This is a genomic window from Bradyrhizobium yuanmingense (assembly GCF_900094575.1).
Taxonomy (GTDB): Bacteria; Pseudomonadota; Alphaproteobacteria; order Rhizobiales; family Xanthobacteraceae; genus Bradyrhizobium; species Bradyrhizobium yuanmingense.
Window position 1 is genome coordinate 182,737 of the sequence record NZ_FMAE01000008.1, and the last position, 23,736, is coordinate 206,472.

Below are 23,736 nucleotides of genomic sequence, written 5' to 3' on the forward strand. Positions count from 1 at the left end.
AAAGCGCTTGTGCTATGGCGCCTTAGACCGGTGGTCCCGCCAAGGGGGCAGGGCCGGAAGACCACGGAACTCTCATGCTTGATCTCGCAATCGTAGGCGGCGGCCCCGGCGGGCTGATGAGCGCCTGGTACCTGAAGCGCAAGCTCGGCGACCTCTGCCGCGTCACCATCTACGAGGCCTCCGACAGGCTCGGCGGCAAGATCGTCACCCGCAAGTTCGATTCGGCGCCCGCGATGTACGAGGCCGGCGTTGCCGAGATCTACGACTACTCCATGACAGGCCCGGACCCGCTGCGCGAGCTGATCCAGCATTTCGGCCTTCAGACCATTCCGATGGATGCCGAACAGGTGCAGTTCGGCGGTGAGCTGCTCAACGACGTTCCCGGCATGCGCCGCAAATACGGCGCCAGGACTGCCGCCGCGATCGAAGCCTTCCGCAAGCGCTGCGCCGAGGTGATGTCGCCGGTGGAATATTACGAGGGCGTCGGCGCGCACGACAACGAACATCCCTGGGCCTACAAGACCGCCGAGCAGGTGCTCGACGAGGAGGTCGAGGACGTCACCGCAAAGCGCTTCTTCAAGGTGATGGCGCGTTCCGACATCGCGACCGAGAGCCACAACACCAACGGGCTCAACGCGCTCAAGAACTATCTGATGGACGTCGACGGCTATATCGGCCTCTATTCCATCCAGAACGGCAACGAGCAGCTGATCGAATGCCTGCAGTCGGAGGTCAATGCCGACATCCAGCTCAATCACCGCGTGCTCACCGTCGGCAAGGCGCCGACCGGCCGGTATCAGCTCAAGATGATGAACGGCAAGGGGCCGGAGACCCGTGACTTCGATCTCGTGCTGGTCTGCCTGCCGCATTCCTGGCTCGCCACTCTCGGCTGGGAGGGCGAGCAGCTGCGCAGGTCGATGGTCAAGCACGTGGCCTATTTCGACCGGCCCGCGCACTATCTGCGCGTCTCGATCCTGTTCGACGAGCCGTTCTGGGGCGACAAGATTCCGGGCGCCTGGTTCATGTCGGAAGCCTTCGGCGGCTGCTGCGTCTACAACGAGGGCGCACGTCACGACGTCGGCAAGCATGGTGTTCTGAACTGGCTCATTCCCGGCTCTGACGCGCTGGCTTTTGCCAATCTGTCGGACCAGGAGCTGATCGAGACCGCCCTGAAATCGCTGCCGGCTTCTCTCGGCGATGCGCGTCTGCATTTCATGGAAGGCAAGATCCACCGCTGGCTGTCCTCGGTGAACGCGCTGCCTGGTGGTTTGCCCGCGCGCGACGTCATGACCAATCACCGGCCCGAGCCGAAGGAGCACCCCGGCATCGTGGTGGTCGGCGACTATCTGTTCGATTCGACGCTGAACGGCCTGCTGGATTCCTCGGACGCGGCGACCGACATCATCCTGACCGAGATGATGCGCCTGCGCCGCCAGCGCGCGCAGGACGACAAGCCGCTCTCGGACAAGATCGATCGCAAATATTTCGAGAATTATCGCGGTCTCGGCCCCTATCATCAGGCGTGGCGGCACTTCACCGATCCCGACTACCTGACGAAGCTGATCGGCATCGTCTGGGGCAGGGCGGCGGACGCCAAGCTGCTGGTCGCGGGCTCCGCCAGCGGCGAACTGGTCGGCGCCCTGCGCGATCGCGGCATCGATGCATGGGGAATCGAGAACAACCGCGCGATCCACGCCAGGACGCCGAAATCGCTGAAGAAGTACAACAAGCTCGGCACGATCACCGACATGCCGTTCAAGGACGGCACGTTCGACTTCGTGTTCGAGACCAGCCTCTGCCACGTTTCCCCCAAGCAAGTGGTCCGCGCGATCCGCGAGCTCAACCGCGTGGTCAGGACCGGCCTCGTGTTCGGCTCCATCACCTCGGACATGGCGCCGGCATTGATTGACCGCTACGACCTCTTGCGCGGAGTCAAGAAGCTCGGCACCTGGTGGGAATGGTCCGAGCTCTTCTTCGGCAACGGCTTCGACCTATCGATGCACCGCAAGGATTGCACCGATGCGCTGTGGGAGGCGACGCTCGCCGCCAACAAGGGGCCGGGGCAGTGGTACGCCGACGCGGACAGCTTGCGCTATTCCTTCTTCGACAAGGTCGAGGACGAGGACTAGCCCGGGGGACGCCAACCGAATTCGCCAATTGTTTTGCCGAATTCATCTTGATCGCATAGAATCGGTGCAATAGCGGTTGCCGCTATTTCCTGCGTTCTCTGCGGTCATGCCGGCCGTCAGCATCGGTTGGTTTCATGGCATCCAAGCCTTTCTTGCCTGGCGACAAGCCTCTATCTCCCGATCAACAGAAGCTCGCCGCGGAGGAGGCGGCCGGGCTCGATGGCAAGCTCGCCGACGCTGCCAAGCCGGATCTCAAGGACGACGAGGACGCCGAAGACGAGGGGGATGACGAGCTGGAGCTCGACGAGGACGATGAGGACGAGGACCTCGTCGTCTTTACCGCGCGCGAAGCCGCCGGGGCCCTTGCGACCATTGTCGGGTTCGTCAAGCCCTATCTCTCCAACTACAAGCGGATGCTGTCATTCGTGGCATTCGGCGTCGTGGTCGAGACGTTGTTCAACGTCATCATGCCGCTCAGCCTCAAGTTCCTGATCGACGATGCGCTCGGCGAGGAGGATTTTCAGGCGCTCTACAAGATCCTCGGCGTGCTCGCCGTCGCCGGCATTTTCACCTCGATCGTTGCAGTCTGGTACGAACGCTGGGACGCGCGACTTGCCGCTTGCATCATCTCCGATGTCCGCACACGCCTGTTCGAGCACGTCCAGGACCTGCCCGCCGCCTATTTCGGCCGCACCAGGCGCGGCGAGATCCTGTCGCGCTTCTCGGTCGATCTCTCGGCCTTCGAAGGCTCGGTCAAGACGTTCGCCAACAGTGCCGCGCTGCCGTTCCTGGAGCTGATCGCCGGCATCATCCTGATGCTGTTCCTCAACTGGCAGCTCGCCGTCGTCGCGCTGCTGGTGTTCCCGATCACGCTGATCGGCCCGCGGATCCTGACGCCGAAGGCGGTGCAGGCCAATTACGAACAGAAGCTCAATGAATCGGCGTTGCTGGGCCAAGTCCAGGAGAACGTGGCCGCCCAGGCGGTCATCAAGGCGTTCAGCCTGCAACGCAAGATGTTCGGCTTCTTCCGGTTGCGCAACGACGAGACCCGCAACAAGATGGCCTCGGCCACATTCCTCTCGACCATGGTGGAGCGGACAGTCACCATCTCGGTGCTCCTCCTGCACCTTGTGGTGCTCGCGATCGGCGCGTATCTGGCGACCAAGGGCCATATCACCATCGGCACCTTCGTCACTTTCGAGAGCGCGTTCTGGGAGGTCTCCTACAACATCGCCCATGTGATGCATTTCATCCCGGTGTCGATCTCCTCGGCCGCCGCGATCCGCCACATTCAGGAATTGCTCGACGAGCCGACCCGCAGCGCCGATCGCCCGGGCGCACCCGATCTGCCGCGCATCACCCACGACATTACATTCGATCACGTCACCTTCCAGTACGAGGGTGGTCAGACGCCGGTGCTGGACAATCTCAGCCTCAAGCTCGACGCCGGCAAGCGCATCGCGATCGTCGGTCCGAGCGGCTCCGGCAAGAGCACGCTGCTCAATCTGATCCTGCGGCTCTACGTGCCCGACGAAGGCCGCGTCACCATCGACGGCGTCGACGTCCGCAAGGTGACGCTGGACTCGCTGCGCCGGAGCATGGCGGTGGTGTTCCAGGAGAACATGCTGTTCAACATGTCGATCCGCGAGAACATCCGGCTCGGCAAGGAGGGCGCAACCGACGAGGAGGTGGAGGAGGCGGCCAAGAAGGCCGAGATCCACCGCTACATCATGAGCCTGCCGCAGCGCTACGACACGCCGGTCGGCGAGCGCGGCGACACGCTGTCGGGCGGCCAACGCCAGCGCATTGCGATCGCGCGCGCGATCATACGCAACCCTTCCGTGCTGCTGCTGGACGAAGCAACTTCGGCGCTGGACCAGACCACCGAGGCCGCAATCAACCGCACGCTGCTCAGGGTCGCCAAGGGTCGCACCATGATCTGGTCGACCCACCGCCTGACCTCGGTGGTCGAGATGGACGAGATCATCGTGATTTCAGGGGGCAGGGCGATCGAGCGCGGTTCCCATGCCGAGTTGCTCGCCAAGAATGGCACCTATCGCAAGCTGTGGAACGACCAGATCCACCAGCCCCATGGCGCGGCAGCTCATGCCGACGCCGACCGCGACGATGACGACGAGGACGAAGACCTCGATGACGATGAGGACGACGAGGAGGAGTAACCGCGGGCGGTGAGCTTCGAGCGGCCGCGTCTGATCGTCTCGTCTCACGGCAACGCGCGGTTCAGCGTCGACTCGTCGATTCTCTGATGCAAGGCGTTCGGCCGCCGCGCGCCGCGTTTTTTCGCACGCATGGTTTGGGGCAAGAGCCATTCGCGGATCGACCAGTCCGGGCTGAAGCCCCGTCACACCGGGCATCGCGGCGGGCCGGGAAAAGCTGGTAGACCGGCCACCAGCCAGCAAACCGAGCGCAGGCAGGTGAAAAGCCCCTCAGCTTGGTAATAAAACTACATTAGACCCGGGTATAATTGTTTCAGATCTGGCAGGTCAGTCGCCTCGCTCCTATATCAGGCAGGCGCGGGGAGGCGGCGAAGAGGCGATTTTTTGCAGGCGCATGAAGCGCTTTGTGACTGTCGTTTCACCTTGACTTGACCGATTCCCACTTATAGAAAGCGCCTCACTTAACGACAGGCGGTGAGCATCGCCAGCGTCGGAACGGGCCACCCGTTGATCCCCAAAGACTAGATCTGCCAGGGGTCGCAAAGACGGGCACCAACCTCGACGAATGCCGCTCAAACGCTGTCGATCATAGCTAGGCAATGCCAGTGCGACTTTAGTTCTCTCGAGCACGTTCTCTTGAGATCGAATTCGGATGCATGACCTCAGTGCGCGGGCCGCGGCGTTACGCTGAACGGCTTCGAGACTGCGGTCCTCTGTGGCGTCGAAGCGCTTTCCGCTCGTTGATGGAGCGGTTGGCGCAATTTCGCTTTGCGCGGGTCTTTCGCGCCAGGCGGCCCGTTCGGGCGGGTAGCTCGAGCAGAATTTGCGGACCCGGTGACGGGCCGCGGCAAGACAGCGGACCCGAGAGGGGCCGCGGCAGAAAAAGGGTGAAGGCCAGTATGCCGACGATCAACCAGCTGATCGCTCAACCGCGGGAAGTGCAGAAGTCGCGCAAGAAGGTGCCGGCGCTGCAGCAGTCGCCGCAGAAGCGTGGTGTTTGCACGCGCGTCTACACCACGACCCCGAAGAAGCCGAACTCGGCGCTTCGTAAGGTTGCCAAGGTGCGCCTGACCAACGGCTTCGAGGTGATCGGCTACATCCCCGGCGAGGGCCATAACCTCCAGGAGCACTCGGTGGTCATGATCCGCGGCGGCCGCGTTAAGGACTTGCCGGGCGTGCGCTATCACATCCTCCGCGGCGTTCTGGACACCCAGGGCGTCAAGAACCGTAAGCAGCGTCGTTCGAAGTACGGCGCCAAGCGTCCGAAGTAAGCGGGAACCAAGCCTATGTCTCGTCGCCACTCTGCGGAAAAGCGCGAAGTTCTTCCGGATCCGAAGTTCGGGAACATCATCGTCACGAAGTTCATGAACTCGGTGATGTACGCCGGCAAGAAGTCGGTTGCGGAAGGCATCGTCTATGGTGCGTTCGGCATCATCGAATCCAAGACCAAGCAGAACCCGCTCGGCGTGTTCGAGCAGGCGCTCGAGAACGTCATGCCGACCATCGAGGTCCGCTCCCGCCGCGTCGGCGGCGCGACCTACCAGGTTCCGGTCGAGGTCCGCTCGACCCGCCGGCAGGCGCTCGGCATTCGCTGGCTGATCGCGGCTGCGCGCGAGCGCAACGAGAAGACCATGACCGAGCGGCTCTCGGCGGAGCTCTTGGACGCATCGAACAACCGGGGGAACGCCGTCAAGAAGCGCGAAGACGTGCACCGCATGGCGGAAGCCAACCGCGCCTTCTCGCACTACCGCTGGTAACGGCGACACACTCGGACTCGCAAGGAACGACCCATGCCCCGCCAACATGCCATCGAGGACTACCGTAACTTCGGTATCATGGCGCATATCGACGCCGGCAAGACCACGACGACCGAGCGCATCCTCTATTACACCGGCAAGAGCCACAAGATCGGCGAAGTGCACGAAGGTGCCGCGACGATGGACTGGATGGAGCAGGAGCAGGAGCGTGGCATCACGATCACCTCGGCTGCGACCACCGCGTTCTGGAACGGCAAGCGCCTGAACATCATCGACACGCCCGGTCACGTCGACTTCACCATCGAAGTCGAGCGTTCGCTCCGCGTGCTCGACGGCGCCGTCTGCGTGCTCGACTCCAACCAGGGCGTCGAGCCCCAGACCGAGACCGTCTGGCGCCAGGGCGACAAGTACAAGGTTCCGCGCATCGTCTTCGCCAACAAGATGGACAAGATCGGTGCCGACTTCTTCAAGTGTCTGGCGGACATTGTCGACCGTCTGGGCGCCAAGCCCGTCGCGATCCAGCTTCCGATCGGTGCCGAGAACAACTTCAAGGGTCTCGTCGACCTCGTGAAGATGAAGGGCGTCGTCTGGAACGATGAATCGCTCGGCGCCAAGTTCGATTATGTCGATATTCCGGAAGACCTTGCCGACCAGGCCAAGGAATACCGCGAGAAGATGGTGGAAGCCGCCGTCGAGCTCGACGACGATGCCATGGCCGCCTATCTCGATGGCAAGGAGCCGGACGAGGCGACCCTGAAGCGCCTGATCCGCAAGGCGGTGCTGACCGGCGCGTTTTATCCCGTGCTGTGCGGCTCGGCCTTCAAGAACAAGGGCGTGCAGCCGCTGCTCGACGCCGTGGTCGACTATCTGCCGTCGCCGCTCGACGTGCCCGCGATCAAGGGCACCGACGACAAGGGCAACGAGGTCGTGCGCAAGGCGGACGACAAGGAGCCGCTGGCGCTGCTCGCGTTCAAGATCATGGACGACCCGTTCGTCGGCACCATCACCTTCTGCCGCATCTATTCCGGCATCCTGCAGAGCGGCACCGGCGTCGTGAACTCGACCCGCGAGAAGAAGGAGCGGATCGGGCGCATGCTGTTGATGCATGCGAACAACCGCGAGGACATCAAGGAAGCCTATGCCGGCGACATCGTCGCGCTGGCCGGTCTGAAGGAAGCGCGCACCGGTGACACGCTGTGCGATCCCGACAAGCAGGTGATCCTGGAGAAGATGGAGTTCCCCGAGCCGGTCATCGAGATCGCGATCGAGCCGAAGTCCAAGGCCGACCAGGAGAAGCTGGGCGTGGCGCTGGCCAAGCTCGCCGCGGAGGATCCGTCCTTCCGCGTGTCGACCGACCACGAGTCCGGCCAGACCATCCTCAAGGGCATGGGCGAACTCCACCTCGACATCAAGGTCGACATCCTCAAGCGCACCTACAAGGTCGACGCCAACATCGGCGCGCCGCAGGTGGCGTTCCGTGAGCGCATCACCAAGCGGGTGGAGCACAGCTATACCCACAAGAAGCAGACCGGCGGTACCGGCCAGTTCGCGGCCGTGTCGTTCATCGTCGAGCCGAACGAAGCCGGCAAGGGCTTCGAGTTCGAATCGAAGATCGTCGGTGGCGCGGTGCCGAAGGAATACATCCCGGGCGTCGAGAAGGGCCTGGAGAGCGTGCTGTCGTCCGGCGTGGTCGCGGGCTTCCCCGTGGTCGACGTCAAGGTGCAGCTCGTCGACGGCAAGTATCACGACGTCGACTCGTCGGCGCTCGCCTTCGAAATCGCCTCGCGCGCCTGCTTCCGCGAAGCGCTGCAGATGGGCAAGTCGGTCCTGCTCGAGCCGATCATGAAGGTCGAGGTGGTGACCCCGGAAGACTACACCGGCTCGGTCATCGGCGACCTGAATTCCCGGCGCGGTCAGATCCAGGGGCAGGACATGCGCGGCAACGCCAACGTCATCAACGCGATGGTGCCGCTCATGAACATGTTCGGTTACGTGAACAATCTGCGCTCGATGAGCCAGGGTCGCGCGACCTTCACCATGCAGTTCGATCACTACGCAGAAGCGCCGGCCAACGTGTCGGCAGAAGTCCAGAAGAAGTTTGCCTGATTGTCGTCGGTTGAAAGCTGACGATTGAACGGAGAGTCAAATGGCCAAAGCAAAGTTTGAACGTACCAAGCCGCACTGCAACATCGGCACCATCGGTCACGTCGACCATGGCAAGACGTCGCTGACCGCGGCGATCACCAAGGTTCTCGCCGAAGCCGGCGGTGCGACGTTCACCGCGTACGACCAGATCGACAAGGCGCCGGAAGAGAAGGCCCGCGGCATCACCATCTCGACCGCGCACGTCGAGTACGAGACGCCGAACCGCCACTACGCCCACGTCGACTGCCCCGGCCACGCCGACTACGTCAAGAACATGATCACCGGCGCTGCCCAGATGGACGGCGCGATCCTGGTCGTGTCGGCCGCTGACGGCCCGATGCCGCAGACCCGCGAGCACATCCTGCTCGCCCGCCAGGTCGGCGTGCCCGCGCTCGTCGTGTTCCTCAACAAGTGCGACATGGTCGACGATCCGGAGCTGCTCGAACTCGTCGAGCTCGAAGTCCGCGAGCTGCTCTCCAAGTACGAATTCCCCGGTGACAAGATCCCGATTATCAAGGGTTCGGCGCTCGCCGCTCTCGAAGACTCCGACAAGAAGCTCGGCCACGACGCCATCCTCGAGCTGATGAAGAACGTCGACGAGTACATCCCGCAGCCGGAGCGTCCGATCGACCAGCCGTTCCTGATGCCGGTTGAAGACGTGTTCTCGATCTCGGGCCGCGGCACCGTCGTGACCGGCCGTGTCGAGCGCGGCGTCGTCAAGGTCGGCGAGGAAATCGAGATCGTCGGTCTCCGCGCCACCCAGAAGACCACCGTCACCGGCGTCGAAATGTTCCGCAAGCTGCTCGATCAGGGCCAGGCCGGCGACAACATCGGCGCGCTGCTCCGCGGCACCAAGCGCGAAGACGTCGAGCGCGGCCAGGTTCTGGCCAAGCCGGGTTCGGTCAAGCCGCACACCAAGTTCAAGGCCGAGGCCTACATCCTCACCAAGGAAGAGGGCGGTCGCCACACCCCGTTCTTCACCAACTACCGTCCGCAGTTCTACTTCCGCACCACCGACGTGACCGGTGTCGTGCACCTGCCGGAAGGCACCGAGATGGTGATGCCGGGCGACAACATCGCGATGGAAGTGCACCTGATCGTGCCGATCGCGATGGAAGAGAAGCTCCGCTTCGCGATCCGCGAAGGCGGCCGCACTGTCGGCGCCGGCGTCGTCGCCTCGATCATCGAGTAACAACGCGAATAGGGAATGGCGAGTGGCGAATAGTTTCTATTCGCTATTCGCTACTCGCCACTCACTAAGAAAGATTCGGCAATGAACGGCCAAAACATTCGTATCCGTCTCAAGGCGTTCGACCATCGTATCCTCGATACGTCGACCCGTGAGATCGTGAACACGGCGAAGCGCACCGGCGCGCAGGTCCGCGGACCCATTCCGCTGCCCACCCGCATCGAGAAGTTCACCGTCAACCGTTCGCCCCACGTCGACAAGAAGAGCCGCGAACAGTTCGAGATGCGCACTCACAAGCGCCTGCTCGACATCGTCGATCCGACCCCGCAAACCGTCGATGCTTTGATGAAGCTCGACCTGGCCGCCGGTGTCGACGTCGAGATCAAGCTCTAAGATTTTGGATCCCGTTCGCCAAAAGCGGACAAAGAGAACAGGAAGCAAGCCGATGCGCTCCGGAGTGATCGCACAAAAGGTCGGGATGACGCGGGTCTTCACGGAGGCCGGCGAACATATCCCCGTGACCGTGCTGAAGCTCGGCAATTGCCAGGTCGTAGGCCACCGCACCGAAGAGAAGAACGGTTACGTCGCGCTCCAGCTCGGTTCGGGCAGCCGCAAGACCGTCTACATGCCGAAGGCCGAGCGCGGCCAGTTCGCGGTCGCCAAGGTCGAGCCGAAGCGCCGGGTCGAGGAATTCCGCGTGACCGCGGACGCCATGATCCCGGTCGGCGCCGAGATCCAGGCCGACCACTTCGTCGTCGGCCAGTTCGTCGACGTCACCGGCACCTCGGTCGGTAAGGGCTTCGCCGGCGGCATGAAGCGCTGGAACTTCGGCGGTCTGCGCGCCACGCACGGTGTGTCGATCTCGCACCGCTCGATCGGTTCGACCGGTGGCCGTCAGGACCCCGGCAAGACCTGGAAGAACAAGAAGATGCCCGGCCACATGGGCGTCGACCGCATCACCACGCTCAACCTTCGCGTCGTCCAGACCGATGTCGAGCGCGGCCTGATCCTCGTCGAAGGCGCCGTTCCCGGCTCCAAGGGCGGCTGGATCCGCGTGCGCGACGCCGTCAAGAAGCCGCTGCCGAAGGAAGCCCCGAAGCCCGGCAAGTTCAAGGTTGCTGGCGACGCGGAAGCCGCTCCGGCTGCGCAGGAGGCGTGAGATGGAATTGAAGGTCACCACCCTCGAAGGTAAGGAAGCCGGCTCCGTCCAGCTGTCCGACGCCATTTTCGGCCTCGAGCCGCGCGAGGACATCATCGCGCGCTGCGTGCAGTGGCAGCTCAACAAGCGCCAGGCCGGCACGCACAAGGCCAAGGGCCGCGCCGAGATTTGGCGCACCGGCAAGAAGATGTACAAGCAGAAGGGCACCGGCGGTGCTCGTCACGGCTCGGCCCGCGTGCCGCAGTTCCGCGGCGGCGGTCGTGCCTTCGGTCCGGTGGTGCGTTCGCACGCCACCGACCTGCCGAAGAAGGTCCGTGCGCTCGCTCTGAAGCATGCGCTCTCGGCCAAGGCCAAGGACGGCGATCTCGTCGTGATCGAGAAGGCCGCGCTGGAAGCCGCCAAGACCAAGGCGCTGCTCGGCCACTTCTCGGGCCTCGGCCTCACCAACGCGCTGATCATCGACGGTGCCGAGCTCAACAACGGCTTCGCCGCTGCGGCTCGCAACATCCCGAACATGGACGTGCTGCCGATCCAGGGCATCAACGTCTATGACATCCTGCGCCGTCAGAAGCTCGTTCTGACCAAGGCCGCCATCGATGCGCTGGAGGCGCGCTTCAAATGAGCAAGAACATCGAGCCTCGCCACTACGACGTGATCCTGTCGCCGGTCGTGACCGAAAAGGCGACGATCGCCTCGGAGCACAACAAGGTGCTGTTCAAGGTGGCCGCCAAGGCGACCAAGCCGCAAATCAAGGAAGCGATCGAGAAGCTGTTCGACGTCAAGGTCAAGAGCGTCAACACGCTGGTCCGCAAGGGCAAGGTCAAGGCCTTCCGCGGCACCATCGGCTCGCAGTCGAACAGCAAACGCGCGATCGTGACCCTCGAAGAGGGTCACCGGATCGACGTCACCACCGGTCTGTAAGGTCGTACGACGATGGCACTGAAGACATTCAATCCCACGACGCCGGGCCAGCGCCAGCTGGTCATGGTCGATCGTTCGGCCCTCTACAAGGGCAAGCCGGTCAAGGCGCTCACCGAAGGCAAGAAGTCCTCGGGCGGCCGCAACAACACCGGCCGCATCACCGTGCGCTTCCGCGGCGGTGGTCACAAGCAGACGCTGCGTACCGTCGACTTCAAGCGTGAGAAGATCGACGTGCCCGCGACCGTCGAGCGTCTCGAGTATGATCCCAATCGCACCGGTTTCATCGCCCTGATCAAGTATCAGGACGGCGAGCAGGCCTACATCCTGGCGCCGCAGCGCCTGGCGGTGGGTGACACGATCATCGCCGGCAATTACGTCGACGTGAAGCCGGGCAACGTCATGCCGCTCGGCAACATGCCGGTCGGCACGATCATCCACAACATCGAGGTCAAGATCGGCAAGGGCGGCCAGCTGGCGCGTTCCGCCGGCACCTACGCCCAGCTCGTCGGCCGTGACCAGGATTACGTCATCATCCGCCTGAACTCGGGCGAGCAGCGCCTCGTGCACGGTCGTTGCCGCGGCACGATCGGCGCGGTGTCGAACCCGGATCACATGAACACCTCGATCGGCAAGGCCGGTCGCAAGCGTTGGATGGGCCGCAGGCCGCACAACCGCGGTGTCGCGATGAACCCGATCGACCATCCGCACGGCGGTGGTGAAGGTCGTACCTCGGGCGGCCGCCACCCGGTCACCCCGTGGGGCAAGCCGACCAAGGGCAAGAAGACCCGCACCAACAAGTCGACCAACAAATTCATTCTCCTAAGCCGCCACAAGCGGAAGAAGTAAGGAACGCCGGACATGGTTCGTTCAGTCTGGAAAGGCCCGTTCGTCGAGGGTTCTCTGCTCAAGAAGGCAGATGCCGCGCGCGCGTCCGGCCGTCACGACGTCATCAAGATCTGGAGCCGTCGCTCGACGATCCTGCCGCAATTCGTCGGCCTGACCTTCGGCGTCTACAACGGTCAGAAGCACGTGCCGGTGGCCGTGAACGAGGAAATGGTCGGTCACAAGTTCGGCGAGTTCTCGCCGACCCGGACCTTCCATGGCCACTCCGGCGACAAGAAAGCCAAGAAGGCTTGAGGATTAAACGATGAGCAAACCTAAGCGCGAACGGAGCCTCGCCGACAACGAGGCCAAGGCGGTCGCCCGGATGCTGCGGGTGAGCCCGCAGAAGCTCAACCTGGTCGCCCAGCTCATTCGCGGCCGGAAGGCGTCTGCCGCGCTCGCCGACCTGCAGTTTTCGCGCAAGCGGATCGCGGTCGACGTGAAGAAGTGCCTGGAATCGGCGATCGCCAACGCCGAGAACAACCACGACCTCGACGTCGACGATCTCGTCGTGGCGCAGGCCTTCGTCGGCAATGGCCTCGTGATGAAGCGCTTCGCCGCCCGCGGCCGCGGCCGCTCGGGCCGTGTCTACAAACCGTTTTCGCAGCTGACGATCATCGTTCGTCAGGTCGAAGCTGAAGCCGCCGCTTAAGGGCGCAGGAGAACACGATGGGTCAAAAGATCAATCCGATCGGTCTGCGTCTCGGCATCAACCGGACCTGGGATTCCCGCTGGTTCGCCGGCAAGCAGGAATACGGCAAGCTGCTGCACGAGGACGTCAAGATCCGCGAGATCCTGCACAAGGAGCTCAAGCAGGCGGCCGTCGCCCGCATCGTGATCGAGCGTCCGCACAAGAAGTGCCGCGTCACCATCCACTCGGCCCGTCCGGGCGTGGTGATCGGCAAGAAGGGCGCCGACATCGACAAGCTGCGCAAGAGGGTCGCGGACATCACCTCGTCCGACGTCGTCATCAACATCGTCGAGATCCGCAAGCCGGAGCTCGATGCGACGCTGGTGGCCGAATCGATCGCGCAGCAGCTCGAGCGCCGCGTGGCGTTCCGCCGTGCCATGAAGCGCGCCGTGCAGTCGGCAATGCGTCTCGGCGCGGAGGGCATCCGCATCAACTGCTCGGGACGTCTGGGCGGTGCGGAAATCGCGCGCATGGAGTGGTACCGCGAAGGCCGCGTGCCGCTGCACACGCTGCGTGCCGACATCGACTACGGCGTTGCGACCGCGTTCACGACCTTCGGCACCTGCGGCGTCAAGGTCTGGATCTTCAAGGGCGAGATCCTCGAGCACGATCCGATGGCCCAGGACAAGAGAATGGCCGAAGGCGAGACCGGCGGCAGTGGCGATCGCGGTGGCCGTCAGCGCCGCGAGACGGCCGCTGCCTAAGGCCAGACAGGAATTTGAGGGCTTAAAGCCATGATGCAACCTAAGAAAACGAAGTTCCGGAAGGCGCATAAGGGCCGCATCCACGGCGTTGCGTCTTCGGGCGCGACGTTGGCGTTCGGCCAGTTCGGCCTGAAGGCGACCGAGCCTGAGCGCGTCACCGCGCGCCAGATCGAAGCCGCCCGCCGCGCGCTGACCCGCCACATGAAGCGCGCCGGCCGCGTCTGGATCCGCGTGTTCCCCGACGTTCCGGTGTCGAAGAAGCCGGCCGAAGTCCGCATGGGCTCCGGCAAGGGTTCGCCGGAATTGTGGGTCGCGCGCGTCAAGCCGGGCCGGGTGCTGTTCGAGATCGACGGCGTCAATACCCAGACGGCGCGTGAGGCGCTGACCCTGGCGGCCGCCAAGCTGCCGATCAAGACGCGCTTCGTCGAGCGCATTGCGGAGTAATGGCCATGGCACAGATGAAGATCGAAGACATCCGCGCGATGAGCCCCGACCAGCAGGATGAGGCCATCCTGAACCTGAAGAAGGAGCGCTTCAACCTGCGCTTCCAGCGCGCCACCGGGCAGCTCGAGAACACCTCGCGCCTGCGCGAGGCCCGCCGCGACATCGCCCGGATCAAGACCATCGCCGCGCAGACGCGCGCGAAGAAGAAGTAAGAGGCTTACGAAGATGCCGAAACGTACTTTGCAGGGCGTGGTCGTCAGCGACAAGCAAGCCAAGACCATCGTGGTGCGCGTCGACCGCCGCTTCACGCACCCGATCTACAAGAAGACGATCCGCCGTTCGAAGAACTACCACGCGCACGACGAGAGCAACCAGTTCAAGCCGGGCGACATGGTGTGGATCGAGGAAACGAAGCCGATTTCGAAGTTGAAGCGCTGGGTCGTGATCCGGGGCGAACACAAGAAAAGCGCCTGATCTGTTGGCTTTAGCCGACTGACTTCAGGGAAATGTTGAGCGCCGGCTGGGCTGGCGCAAAGAGAAAGAGGACGAGGTGCATCAATGATTCAGATGCAGACCAACCTCGACGTGGCCGACAATTCTGGCGCACGCCGTGTCATGTGTATCAAGGTGCTCGGAGGCTCCAAGCGCCGCTACGCCACGATCGGCGACATCATCGTCGTGTCGATCAAGGAAGCCATTCCGCGTGGCAAGGTGAAGAAGGGCGACGTGATGAAGGCCGTCGTGGTGCGCGTCCGCAAGGACATCCGCCGCGCCGACGGCTCGGTCATCCGTTTCGACCGCAACGCCGCCGTGCTGATCAACAACCAGTCCGAGCCGGTCGGCACCCGTATCTTCGGGCCCGTGCCGCGCGAGCTGCGCGCCAAGAACCACATGAAGATCATCTCGCTCGCGCCGGAGGTGCTGTGATGGCTGCGAAGATCCGCAAGGGCGACAAGGTCGTCGTGCTGACCGGCCGCGACAAGGGCCGCACCGGCGAAGTGTTCGAGGTTCGCCCCGACGCCGGCACCGCGCTGGTGCGCGGCATCAACATGGTCAAGCGTCACCAGAAGCAGACGCAGGCCCAGGAGGGCGGCATCATCTCGAAAGAGGCGCCGATCCAACTGTCCAACATCGCGTATGTCGGCAAGGACGGAAAGCCGACCCGCGTCGGATTCAAGATTCTGGCGGACGGCAAGAAGGTCCGCATCGCCAAGAGCTCGGGAGCTGAGATCGATGGCTGAGGCCGCTTACACGCCGCGCCTGCGCGCGGAATATGACGCGAAGATCCGCACGGCTCTGACCGAGAAGTTCGGTTACGAGAATGTCATGCAGGTTCCGCGCCTGGACAAGGTCGTGCTGAACATGGGCGTTGGCGATTCCGTCAACGACCGCAAGAAGGCCGAGACCGCCGCTGCCGAATTGACCCAGATCGCCGGCCAGAAGGCGATCGTCACCTATTCGCGCATTGCGATCGCGACCTTCAAACTGCGTGAGAACCAGCCGATCGGCTGCAAGGTCACGCTGCGCAAGGCCCGCATGTACGAGTTCATCGATCGCCTGGTGAACGTCGCGCTGCCGCGCGTGCGCGACTTCCGCGGCCTGAACCCGAAGAGCTTCGACGGCCGCGGCAACTACTCGCTCGGCATCAAGGAGCACATCATTTTCCCCGAGATCGACTTCGACAAGGTCACGGAAGCCCGCGGTATGGACATCACCGTCTGCACCACGGCCAAGACCGACGAAGAGGCGAGGGCCTTGTTGACCGCTTTCAATTTCCCGTTCCGGCAGTGAGACGCTGACTTAGAGCCTCTCAAACGCGGATACCCAGGAGCCAAGCATGGCAAAGAAGAGTTCAGTCGAGAAGAACAACCGGCGCAAGCGGATGGTGAAGAACGCCGCCGCCAAGCGCGAGCGGTTGAAGGCGATCATCGCCGACAAGACGCTGCCGATGGAGGAGCGGTTCGCCGCGACCCTGAAGCTGGCGGAAATGCCGCGCAACTCGTCGGCGACCCGCATCCGCCTGCGTTGCGAGTTGTCGGGCCGTCCGCGCTCGAACTATCGCAAGAACAAGCTGTCCCGTATCGCGCTGCGCGAACTTGGCTCCAAGGGCATGGTCCCGGGCCTCGTGAAGTCCAGCTGGTAAGGAGGGTCGTTTAGATGTCTACGCACGATCCAATCAGCGATCTGATCACCCGTATCCGCAACGCGCAGATGCGTTCGAAGACCAAGGTTTCCACGCCTGGCTCGAAGATGCGCGAGAACGTGCTCGAGGTTCTGAAGGCCGAAGGCTACATCCGCGGTTACGCCACGCTCGAGCACTCCTCGGGCCGCAGCGAGATCGAGATCGAGCTGAAGTATTTCGACGGCGAGCCCGTCATTCGCGAGATTGAGCGCGTTTCCAAGCCCGGGCGCAGAGTCTACGCCTCGGTGAAGAACCTGCCGCGGGTGAACAACGGTCTCGGCATTTCGGTGTTGTCGACGCCGAAGGGGATCATGGCCGACCACAGCGCGCGCGACGCGAATGTGGGCGGTGAAGTCCTCTTCACGGTGTTCTGAGAAGGATTTTTCATCCATGTCACGAGTTGGCAAAAGGCCTGTGGCGGTTCCGTCGGGTGTGACCGCGACCGTCGATGGGCAGACCGTCAAGATGAAGGGGCCGAAGGGCCAGCTTCAGTTCGTCGTCCACGACGACGTCGAGGTGAAGCTCGAGAACGGCCAGGTCAAGGTCAAGCCGCGGACCGAGACCAACCGCGCGCGGGCCCTCTACGGCACCGCTCGCGCCCAGGTTGCGAATCTGGTCGAAGGCGTCACCAAAGGTTTCGAGAAGAAGCTCGAGATCACCGGCGTCGGCTATCGCGCCGCGATGCAGGGCAAGAACCTGCAGCTCGCGCTCGGCTACAGCCATGACGTGATCTACCCGATCCCCGAGGGGATCACGATCACCGTGCCGAAGCCGACCGAGATCACGGTGGCGGGCAGCGACGTCCAGCGCGTCGGCCAGGTCGCCGCCGAGATCCGCTCCTATCGTCCGCCGGAGCCCTACAAGGGCAAGGGCGTGAAGTATGTGGGCGAATTCATCTTCCGCAAGGAAGGCAAGAAGAAGTAACGGAGCCGGTCATGTCGAAAGCCAAGGTTACGAATGCCCGGCGCAAGCGGAGTGTGCGGCTGAAGCTGCGCCGTTCCGCCGGCGGCCGTCCGCGCCTGTCGGTGTTCCGCTCGTCCAAGCACATCTACGCCCAGGTCATCGACGACCTGAAGGGCGAGACGCTGGCCTCTGCTTCGTCGCTCGAGAAGTCGATGCGCGACGGCGGCAAGACCGGCGCCGACATCGATGCGGCGAAGGCGGTCGGCAAGCTGCTGGCCGAGCGCGCTGCAGAGAAGGGTGTCAAGGAAGTCGTGTTCGATCGCGGCAGCTATCTCTATCACGGGCGCGTCAAGGCTCTTGCCGATGCAGCGCGTGAGAGTGGGCTGAGCTTCTAACAGAATTTGAGGATTGAGGCGTAAGTCTCTGAAGGATTAGAAAAATGGCAGAACGCGAACAACGTGGTGGACGCGATCAACGCGGCGGCGGACGTGAACGCAGGGAGCGCGAGGAGCGCGACAGCGAGTTCGTCGACAAGCTCGTCCACATCAACCGCGTGGCCAAGGTCGTCAAGGGCGGCAAGCGCTTCGGTTTCGCAGCGCTGGTCGTGATCGGCGACCAGAAGGGCCGCGCCGGCTTCGGTCACGGCAAGGCGCGCGAAGTGCCTGAGGCGATCCGCAAGGCGACCGAGTCCGCCAAGCGCAACCTGACGCGGGTGTCGCTGCGCGAGGGCCGCACGCTCCATCACGACATCGCCGGCCGTCATGGCGCGGGCCGTGTCTATCTGCGTGCAGCTCCGGCCGGTACCGGCATCATCGCCGGTGGCCCGATGCGCGCCGTGTTCGAGACGCTCGGCGTCCAGGACGTGGTGGCGAAGTCGATCGGCTCGTCGAACCCGTACAACATGGTGCGCGCGACCTTCGACGCGCTCAAGCACCAGGATTCGCCGCGTTCGGTCGCAGCCCGCCGCAACATCAAGGTGTCCACCCTCCAGTCCCGTCGTATCGGCGGCGATGCCGAGGCGGCCGCCGACTAACGGAAGCTTTTCGGAGTAGACTCCCATGGCCAAGGCCGCAAAGACGATCAAGGTCGAGCAGACCGGCAGCGCGATCCGCCGCCACCACTCGCAGCGTTCGACCCTGATCGGGCTCAAGCTCAACAAGATCGGCCGCACCAGCGAACTGCCGGATACCCCGGCGGTCCGCGGCATGATCGAGAAGGTTCACCATCTCGTCCGCATCATCGACGAGAAGTAAGCAAAGGCGCACGGTCCCGGAGAGCGGGAAGCGGTTTTCGGTGAAGATCGTGCGCAAGACACAAGGAGAAGGGCGATGAAGCTCAGCGATATCGCCGACAACGCCGGCTCGCGCAAGAAGCGTATGCGCGTCGGCCGCGGCATCGGTTCCGGCAAGGGCAAGCAGTCCGGCCGCGGCGGCAAGGGCCAGACCGCGCGTTCGGGCGTGCGCATCAAGGGTTTCGAAGGCGGCCAGATGCCGATGCATCGCCGTCTGCCCAAGCGCGGCTTCAACAACATCTTCCGCGTCGAGTTCGCCGAGATCAATCTCGACCGGCTCCAGGAAGCGGTCGACGCCAAGAAGATCGACGCCGGCAGCGTCGTCAACGTCGAGGCCCTGGTGAAAGGCGGCGTGCTGCGCCGCGCCAAGGGCGGCCTGCGGCTGCTCGGCCGAGGCGAGCTCAAGTCCAAGCTCAACATCGAAGTGCACGGCGCCAGCAAGACCGCGATCGCCGCGGTCGAGAAGGCCGGCGGTTCGGTGAAGATCCTCGCCCAGCCCAAGGAAGAAGGCGAGGCGGCGTAACAACTGCGTCATTGGCCCGCGGCGCGCGGGCCTTTACGCATGCGGGACGTGGACTTATCGAAGCCGAGCCCCAGATAATGTCCGGCGTCCGCTAATTCAGCCCGGCCGCGGGCATCAACGGCGCAATAGGCGGCGGGAGAAAGTCCAAGATGGTCTCTGCAGCGGAACAACTGGCAGCCAATCTCAATTTCGGCGCGTTTGCCAAGGCCGACGAACTGAAGAAGCGCATCTGGTTCACCCTGGGTGCGCTGCTCGTTTATCGGCTCGGGACCTACATTCCGCTGCCCGGCATCGACCCGAGCGCCTGGGAACAGGTGTTCCGCTCGCAGGCCGGCGGCATCCTCGGCATGTTCAACATGTTCGCCGGCGGCGGCATCAACCGCATGGCGATCTTCGCGCTGAACATCATGCCGTATATCTCGGCCTCCATCATCATCCAGCTGTTGACCACGGTGTCGCCGCAGCTCGAAGCGCTGAAAAAGGAAGGCGAAGCCGGCCGCAAGACGCTGAATCAGTATACCCGCTATCTCACGGTGATCCTGGCCGCGTTCCAGTCCTACGGCATCGCGGTAGGACTTCAGGGCGCCGGCAATGTCGTCAGCGAACCTGGACTGTTTTTCCTGCTCTCGACCTCTATCACGCTGACCGGCGGCACCATGTTCCTGATGTGGCTCGGCGAGCAGATCACCTCGCGCGGCATCGGCAACGGCATTTCGCTGATCATTCTGGCCGGCATCGTCGCCGAGTTGCCCGCGGCACTCGCCGGCATGCTCGAGCTCGGCCGTCAGGGCGCGATGTCGACCGGCCTGATCCTGGTCGTCATCATCATGGCCGTCGTCGTGATCGCCTTCATCGTCTTCATGGAGCGCGCCCAGCGCCGCCTCTTGATCCAGTATCCGAAGCGCCAGGTCGGCAACAAGATGTTCGAGGGCCAGTCCTCGCATCTGCCGCTCAAGCTCAACACCTCCGGCGTGATCCCGCCGATCTTCGCATCCTCGCTGCTCCTCTTGCCGACGACGGTTGCGAACTTCAACACGGGCAGCGGGCCGGAATGGTTCCAGTGGATCACGACACAGCTCGGCCATGGCCGTCCGCTGTTCCTGATCATGTATCTGGCGCTGATCGTGTTCTTCGCCTTCTTCTACACCGCGATCGTGTTCAACCCGACCGAGACCGCGGACAATCTGAAGAAGCACGGCGGTTTCATTCCCGGCATTCGCCCGGGCGAACGCACCGCGGAATACATCGACTATGTGCTGTCGCGCATCACCGTGCTGGGTGCGATTTATCTCGCCATCGTCTGCTTGATCCCGGAAATCCTGATCTCCTACGCTTCGGTGCCGTTCTATTTCGGCGGCACCTCGCTGCTGATCGTCGTCAGCGTCACCATGGACACGGTGGCGCAGGTCCAGGGCTATCTGCTGGCGCACCAGTATGAAGGTCTGATCCGCAAGTCCAAGCTGCGGGGCCGCCGTAGATGAGCAGGGAGCTCGCGCGCCGAATCGCTTTCACGATCGGCGCGCTGCTCCTTTTCAGGCTCGGCACGCAGATCCCGATTGCGGGACTGAATCTCTCCGACGTCTCGCCGGCGCTGGATCTCGTCTCCCGGCTTTCGATCTTTGCGCTCGGCCTCATTCCCTATCTGACTGCGGCAATCTTGATCCGGCTGCTGTCCATGGTCTGGCGCGGCCTGAGTTCGCTCGAACGATCCGGCGAGGGCGGACGGCGTAAGATCGCACGTGCCACGCTCGGGCTCACACTCGGAATTGCGGCCTTTCAGGCCTACGGCATCGCCTCGGCACTGACGTCGATCTCGGGCCTCGTCAAAAATCCCGACGGCTGGTTCGTGACGACGGCTACGGCCTCGATGGTCGGCGGCGTCGTCGTGCTGGTGTGGCTCAGCGAACAGATGACCCGCTACGGCATCGGCAATGGCTTGGCGCTGATCTTGAGTGCCGGCTTCATCGTCGCCGTTCCGCAAAACATTGCCGGTATCGCGGATCTCGTGAGGAGCGGGACGATCTCGGGCAATCTTGTGCTCGGCCATGTCGTGTTTTGGATCGCGATCGTCGTCGTGATCGTGCTTGTCGAAGGTGCGCGGCGAAATATCCGGGTCCAGTTCGCAGCACAAAGCGTCGGTACGCGGCAACTGCCTGTGCGCGATGCAGTACTGCCGATCAAGCTCAACAGCGCCGGGTTCGTGATTCCCGTCACCGTGGCGCCGTGGATATTCTATCTGCCGCTTGCCTTTGCGGGCTTCATCCTGGGAGGCGATCATCCCCTGGTTGCCGCAACCTACCGGCATCTCCAGCTGGGGCAGCCGGCGCACCTCATTCTCGTGTCGATCGCCGTGTTCGTGCTCGCCTTCGTCTACACTGCTTATGTGATTGATCCCGAATACACCGCCAAATCCCTGACCCGCCATGAGGGCGCAATTCCCGGTGTCGCTCCCGGCGAGGCCACCGCGGACTATCTCGATCGCGTCGTGTCATTGACGACAGTCGTCGGAGCCGTCTACCTGACGGCGTTGCAGTTGATTCCGGAGGTGTTCGAGCTTTACGGGATCGGGCTGCCTTATAGTATGGTCGTCAATGGTGGTGCAGTGCTGGTTGTGGTTTGCACCGTTCTTGATATCAAAACGCAGGTGCGCGAGGTGTCGCTCACCAATCCGGGGGGCGTACGCCGATGAGAATTATACTTCTGGGACCGCCGGGGTCGGGCAAGGGGACCCAGGCCCAGCTCCTGGTGCAGCGCTATGGCATCGTCCAGCTCTCGACTGGCGAGATGCTGCGTGCCGCGGTTGCGGCCGGCACCCCGGTCGGGTTGAAGGCCAAGGAGATCATGGCGAGCGGCGGCCTCGTGCCCGATGACGTCGTGGTGGGAATCATTTCCGACCGCATCGAGCAGCCGGACGCCAAGAGCGGTTTCATCCTCGACGGTTTCCCCCGCACCGTGCCGCAGGCCGAGGCGCTGGACGAGCTGCTCAAGCGCAAGCACCTCAAGCTGGACGCCGTGATCGAGCTCCGGGTCAATGAGAGTGCGCTTCTGAGCCGCGTCGAGACCCGCGTCGCCCAAATGCGGGAGCGCGGCGAGGAGGTCCGGCTCGACGATACCCCGGAGGTCCTGACCAAGCGGCTGGCCAGCTATCGCAGCCAGACGGAACCGCTGATTCACTACTATTCCGAGCGGCGGAAGCTCTCGACCATCGACGGCATGATGACCATAGACGAGGTCACCCGCGCCATCCATCGCCAGCTGCTGGCTCTGGGGGCGGTCGAGCCCAAGACGCATGCCCGGAGCGCCGCCAAGGCGGCGCCGGCTAAAAAGGCCCAGGCGGGGAAGAAGGCGGCGGCAAGGCCGGCAAAAACGGCCAAAAAGGGCGTCAAATCGGCTAAAAAGGCCGCCAAATCGGCGGTGAAAGGCCCAAAGAAGGCGGCCAAGAAAGCCTCCAAGAAAGCCACCACGAAAACCGTCAAGAAAGCAGCCAAGAAGTCGGTCAAAAAGGGTGCCAAAAAGGCCGCAAAAAAGGTCACGAAAAAGCGAGCCAAGCGCTAGCAGCGGTTGACGAAAGCCCCCGGAATCCCCTAATAAGCCCCGCATCCAAGTCGGATAGTTTCAGACGATGCCGGGCCCCAGGAAGACCGGGGGTGGGCGTCGTGTTCGCGTTTGTGAACACCTGCCCGAGAAAGCAAGCACTTAAAGCCCGAGCCCTGACGAGGGATCGGCAACAGGAGAGAAGGCCGTGGCCCGTATTGCCGGCGTGAACATTCCCACCAACAAGCGCGTACTGATCGCGCTCCAGTACATCCATGGCATCGGCCAGAAGATCGCTGGTGAGATCCTCGAGAAGGTGAAGATCCCCGTGGATCGTCGCGTCAATCAGCTCAGCGACGCCGAAGTGCTCCAGATCCGCGAAGTGATCGACCGCGACTATCTCGTCGAGGGCGACCTGCGTCGCGAGGTCGGCATCAACATCAAGCGTCTGATGGACCTCGGCTGCTATCGCGGCCTGCGTCATCGTCGCGGTCTACCGGTGCGCGGTCAGCGGACCCACACCAATGCGCGCACGCGCAAGGGCCCGGCCAAGGCCATCGCCGGCAAGAAGAAGTAAACTGGCGAATTGGACGTGGCGAGTGGCGAGTAGGGGGCTTCCCTATTCGCCACTCGCTACTCGCTATTCGCTTCCATAGGTGTAGCCGCTGGCATTACGGCGGCGTTTGAGATCTTCAGGAAAGGGACTCAATGGGCAAGGAAGCCACCCGCGTTCGTCGTCGTGAGCGCAAGAACATCGCCTCCGGCGTCGCGCATGTGAACTCGTCGTTCAACAACACGACCATCACCATCACCGACGCGCAGGGCAATACGATCGCCTGGTCCTCGGCCGGCACGATGGGCTTCAAGGGCTCGCGCAAGTCGACCCCGTATGCCGCGCAGGTTGCCGCCGAGGACGTGTCCAAGAAGGCGCAGGAGCACGGCATGCGCACGCTGGAAGTCGAGGTCGCCGGTCCCGGTTCGGGCCGCGAATCGGCGCTCCGCGCGCTCCAGGCTGCCGGCTTCACCGTCACCTCGATCCGCGACGTGACCACGATCCCGCACAACGGCTGCCGTCCCCGCAAGCGTCGGCGCGTTTGATTTTGAC

General features: G+C 63.4%; 32 protein-coding genes. All 32 read left to right on the forward strand.

What is annotated here, in order from left to right:
• Nucleotides 1–74: 74 nt before the first annotated feature.
• Nucleotides 75–2,129: an FAD-dependent oxidoreductase gene (locus GA0061099_RS28310; RefSeq protein ID WP_036027610.1), complete on the forward strand. Its 2,055-nt coding sequence runs from the start codon at nucleotides 75–77 to the stop codon at nucleotides 2,127–2,129.
• A 134-nt stretch (nucleotides 2,130–2,263) separates the two neighbouring features.
• A complete protein-coding gene (locus GA0061099_RS28315) occupies nucleotides 2,264–4,309 on the forward strand; it encodes an ABC transporter ATP-binding protein (protein ID WP_036027604.1) in 2,046 nt (681 codons plus the stop codon).
• 896 nt (nucleotides 4,310–5,205) lie between these two features.
• The gene (gene rpsL / locus GA0061099_RS28320; protein ID WP_007603006.1) at nucleotides 5,206–5,577 is read left to right on the forward strand and encodes a 30S ribosomal protein S12; all 372 of its coding nucleotides are present in this window, start codon (nucleotides 5,206–5,208) and stop codon (nucleotides 5,575–5,577) included.
• Between the two features lie 15 nt (nucleotides 5,578–5,592).
• Nucleotides 5,593–6,063 carry a 30S ribosomal protein S7 gene (gene rpsG / locus GA0061099_RS28325; protein WP_018647239.1) on the forward strand — a complete coding sequence of 157 codons (471 nt, stop codon included), beginning with the start codon at nucleotides 5,593–5,595 and terminating at the stop codon, nucleotides 6,061–6,063.
• Between the two features lie 33 nt (nucleotides 6,064–6,096).
• A complete protein-coding gene (gene fusA / locus GA0061099_RS28330; protein ID WP_036027596.1) occupies nucleotides 6,097–8,169 on the forward strand; it encodes an elongation factor G in 2,073 nt (690 codons plus the stop codon).
• 40 nt (nucleotides 8,170–8,209) lie between these two features.
• A complete protein-coding gene (tuf, locus tag GA0061099_RS28335; protein ID WP_025036994.1) occupies nucleotides 8,210–9,400 on the forward strand; it encodes an elongation factor Tu in 1,191 nt (396 codons plus the stop codon).
• An 81-nt stretch (nucleotides 9,401–9,481) separates the two neighbouring features.
• On the forward strand, nucleotides 9,482–9,790 hold the full coding sequence (rpsJ, locus tag GA0061099_RS28340) for a 30S ribosomal protein S10 (protein WP_002712302.1): 309 nt from the start codon (nucleotides 9,482–9,484) through the stop codon (nucleotides 9,788–9,790).
• A gap of 52 nt (nucleotides 9,791–9,842) precedes the next feature.
• Complete coding sequence (gene rplC / locus GA0061099_RS28345) at nucleotides 9,843–10,556, forward strand: 50S ribosomal protein L3 (RefSeq protein ID WP_025036993.1); 714 nt, start codon at nucleotides 9,843–9,845, stop codon at nucleotides 10,554–10,556.
• 1 nt (nucleotide 10,557) lies between these two features.
• On the forward strand, nucleotides 10,558–11,178 hold the full coding sequence (gene rplD, locus GA0061099_RS28350) for a 50S ribosomal protein L4 (RefSeq protein ID WP_018647243.1): 621 nt from the start codon (nucleotides 10,558–10,560) through the stop codon (nucleotides 11,176–11,178).
• Nucleotides 11,175–11,477, forward strand: coding sequence for a 50S ribosomal protein L23 (locus GA0061099_RS28355; RefSeq protein WP_025036992.1), 303 nt, complete (start codon nucleotides 11,175–11,177; stop codon nucleotides 11,475–11,477). The genes rplD and GA0061099_RS28355 overlap by 4 nt, the downstream gene beginning before the upstream one ends.
• A gap of 12 nt (nucleotides 11,478–11,489) precedes the next feature.
• The gene (rplB, locus tag GA0061099_RS28360; RefSeq protein ID WP_024342450.1) at nucleotides 11,490–12,323 is read left to right on the forward strand and encodes a 50S ribosomal protein L2; all 834 of its coding nucleotides are present in this window, start codon (nucleotides 11,490–11,492) and stop codon (nucleotides 12,321–12,323) included.
• 12 nt (nucleotides 12,324–12,335) lie between these two features.
• Nucleotides 12,336–12,614 (forward strand): 30S ribosomal protein S19, encoded by a 279-nt coding sequence (gene rpsS, locus GA0061099_RS28365; RefSeq protein ID WP_008136357.1) that lies wholly within the window; start codon nucleotides 12,336–12,338, stop codon nucleotides 12,612–12,614.
• Between the two features lie 10 nt (nucleotides 12,615–12,624).
• Nucleotides 12,625–13,011 (forward strand): 50S ribosomal protein L22, encoded by a 387-nt coding sequence (gene rplV, locus GA0061099_RS28370; RefSeq protein ID WP_008549264.1) that lies wholly within the window; start codon nucleotides 12,625–12,627, stop codon nucleotides 13,009–13,011.
• 17 nt (nucleotides 13,012–13,028) lie between these two features.
• Nucleotides 13,029–13,754 carry a 30S ribosomal protein S3 gene (gene rpsC, locus GA0061099_RS28375; protein ID WP_036011029.1) on the forward strand — a complete coding sequence of 242 codons (726 nt, stop codon included), beginning with the start codon at nucleotides 13,029–13,031 and terminating at the stop codon, nucleotides 13,752–13,754.
• Nucleotides 13,755–13,784: 30 nt separating this feature from the next.
• A complete protein-coding gene (gene rplP, locus GA0061099_RS28380; RefSeq protein WP_008136349.1) occupies nucleotides 13,785–14,198 on the forward strand; it encodes a 50S ribosomal protein L16 in 414 nt (137 codons plus the stop codon).
• Between the two features lie 5 nt (nucleotides 14,199–14,203).
• Complete coding sequence (gene rpmC / locus GA0061099_RS28385; RefSeq protein WP_025036989.1) at nucleotides 14,204–14,410, forward strand: 50S ribosomal protein L29; 207 nt, start codon at nucleotides 14,204–14,206, stop codon at nucleotides 14,408–14,410.
• Between the two features lie 13 nt (nucleotides 14,411–14,423).
• Nucleotides 14,424–14,672, forward strand: a complete 249-nt coding sequence (gene rpsQ / locus GA0061099_RS28390; RefSeq protein WP_024342452.1) for a 30S ribosomal protein S17 — start codon at nucleotides 14,424–14,426, stop codon at nucleotides 14,670–14,672.
• An 84-nt stretch (nucleotides 14,673–14,756) separates the two neighbouring features.
• On the forward strand, nucleotides 14,757–15,125 hold the full coding sequence (rplN, locus tag GA0061099_RS28395) for a 50S ribosomal protein L14 (protein WP_007603030.1): 369 nt from the start codon (nucleotides 14,757–14,759) through the stop codon (nucleotides 15,123–15,125).
• Nucleotides 15,125–15,439: a 50S ribosomal protein L24 gene (rplX, locus tag GA0061099_RS28400; protein WP_011088142.1), complete on the forward strand. Its 315-nt coding sequence runs from the start codon at nucleotides 15,125–15,127 to the stop codon at nucleotides 15,437–15,439. The genes rplN and rplX overlap by 1 nt, the downstream gene beginning before the upstream one ends.
• Nucleotides 15,432–15,989, forward strand: a complete 558-nt coding sequence (gene rplE / locus GA0061099_RS28405) for a 50S ribosomal protein L5 (RefSeq protein WP_025036988.1) — start codon at nucleotides 15,432–15,434, stop codon at nucleotides 15,987–15,989. The genes rplX and rplE overlap by 8 nt, the downstream gene beginning before the upstream one ends.
• Before the next feature lie 46 nt (nucleotides 15,990–16,035).
• A complete protein-coding gene (rpsN, locus tag GA0061099_RS28410; protein ID WP_028137018.1) occupies nucleotides 16,036–16,341 on the forward strand; it encodes a 30S ribosomal protein S14 in 306 nt (101 codons plus the stop codon).
• Between the two features lie 14 nt (nucleotides 16,342–16,355).
• Nucleotides 16,356–16,754, forward strand: coding sequence for a 30S ribosomal protein S8 (rpsH, locus tag GA0061099_RS28415; RefSeq protein ID WP_024342456.1), 399 nt, complete (start codon nucleotides 16,356–16,358; stop codon nucleotides 16,752–16,754).
• A 16-nt stretch (nucleotides 16,755–16,770) separates the two neighbouring features.
• Nucleotides 16,771–17,304, forward strand: a complete 534-nt coding sequence (gene rplF / locus GA0061099_RS28420; protein ID WP_036011036.1) for a 50S ribosomal protein L6 — start codon at nucleotides 16,771–16,773, stop codon at nucleotides 17,302–17,304.
• Between the two features lie 11 nt (nucleotides 17,305–17,315).
• Nucleotides 17,316–17,678 carry a 50S ribosomal protein L18 gene (gene rplR / locus GA0061099_RS28425; protein WP_024342458.1) on the forward strand — a complete coding sequence of 121 codons (363 nt, stop codon included), beginning with the start codon at nucleotides 17,316–17,318 and terminating at the stop codon, nucleotides 17,676–17,678.
• Nucleotides 17,679–17,722: 44 nt separating this feature from the next.
• Nucleotides 17,723–18,316, forward strand: a complete 594-nt coding sequence (gene rpsE, locus GA0061099_RS28430) for a 30S ribosomal protein S5 (protein ID WP_025036985.1) — start codon at nucleotides 17,723–17,725, stop codon at nucleotides 18,314–18,316.
• 25 nt (nucleotides 18,317–18,341) lie between these two features.
• Nucleotides 18,342–18,536, forward strand: a complete 195-nt coding sequence (gene rpmD, locus GA0061099_RS28435) for a 50S ribosomal protein L30 (RefSeq protein ID WP_025036984.1) — start codon at nucleotides 18,342–18,344, stop codon at nucleotides 18,534–18,536.
• 75 nt (nucleotides 18,537–18,611) lie between these two features.
• A complete protein-coding gene (gene rplO / locus GA0061099_RS28440; protein WP_036011044.1) occupies nucleotides 18,612–19,097 on the forward strand; it encodes a 50S ribosomal protein L15 in 486 nt (161 codons plus the stop codon).
• 149 nt (nucleotides 19,098–19,246) lie between these two features.
• Nucleotides 19,247–20,578: a preprotein translocase subunit SecY gene (gene secY / locus GA0061099_RS28445; RefSeq protein WP_036011045.1), complete on the forward strand. Its 1,332-nt coding sequence runs from the start codon at nucleotides 19,247–19,249 to the stop codon at nucleotides 20,576–20,578.
• Nucleotides 20,575–21,786, forward strand: a complete 1,212-nt coding sequence (locus tag GA0061099_RS28450; RefSeq protein ID WP_036027594.1) for a preprotein translocase subunit SecY — start codon at nucleotides 20,575–20,577, stop codon at nucleotides 21,784–21,786. The genes secY and GA0061099_RS28450 overlap by 4 nt, the downstream gene beginning before the upstream one ends.
• The gene (locus GA0061099_RS28455; RefSeq protein ID WP_036027593.1) at nucleotides 21,783–22,652 is read left to right on the forward strand and encodes an adenylate kinase; all 870 of its coding nucleotides are present in this window, start codon (nucleotides 21,783–21,785) and stop codon (nucleotides 22,650–22,652) included. The genes GA0061099_RS28450 and GA0061099_RS28455 overlap by 4 nt, the downstream gene beginning before the upstream one ends.
• Before the next feature lie 187 nt (nucleotides 22,653–22,839).
• Nucleotides 22,840–23,208 (forward strand): 30S ribosomal protein S13, encoded by a 369-nt coding sequence (gene rpsM, locus GA0061099_RS28460; RefSeq protein WP_008549231.1) that lies wholly within the window; start codon nucleotides 22,840–22,842, stop codon nucleotides 23,206–23,208.
• A 131-nt stretch (nucleotides 23,209–23,339) separates the two neighbouring features.
• Nucleotides 23,340–23,729 carry a 30S ribosomal protein S11 gene (rpsK, locus tag GA0061099_RS28465; RefSeq protein ID WP_007603045.1) on the forward strand — a complete coding sequence of 130 codons (390 nt, stop codon included), beginning with the start codon at nucleotides 23,340–23,342 and terminating at the stop codon, nucleotides 23,727–23,729.
• Nucleotides 23,730–23,736: the final 7 nt, after the last annotated feature.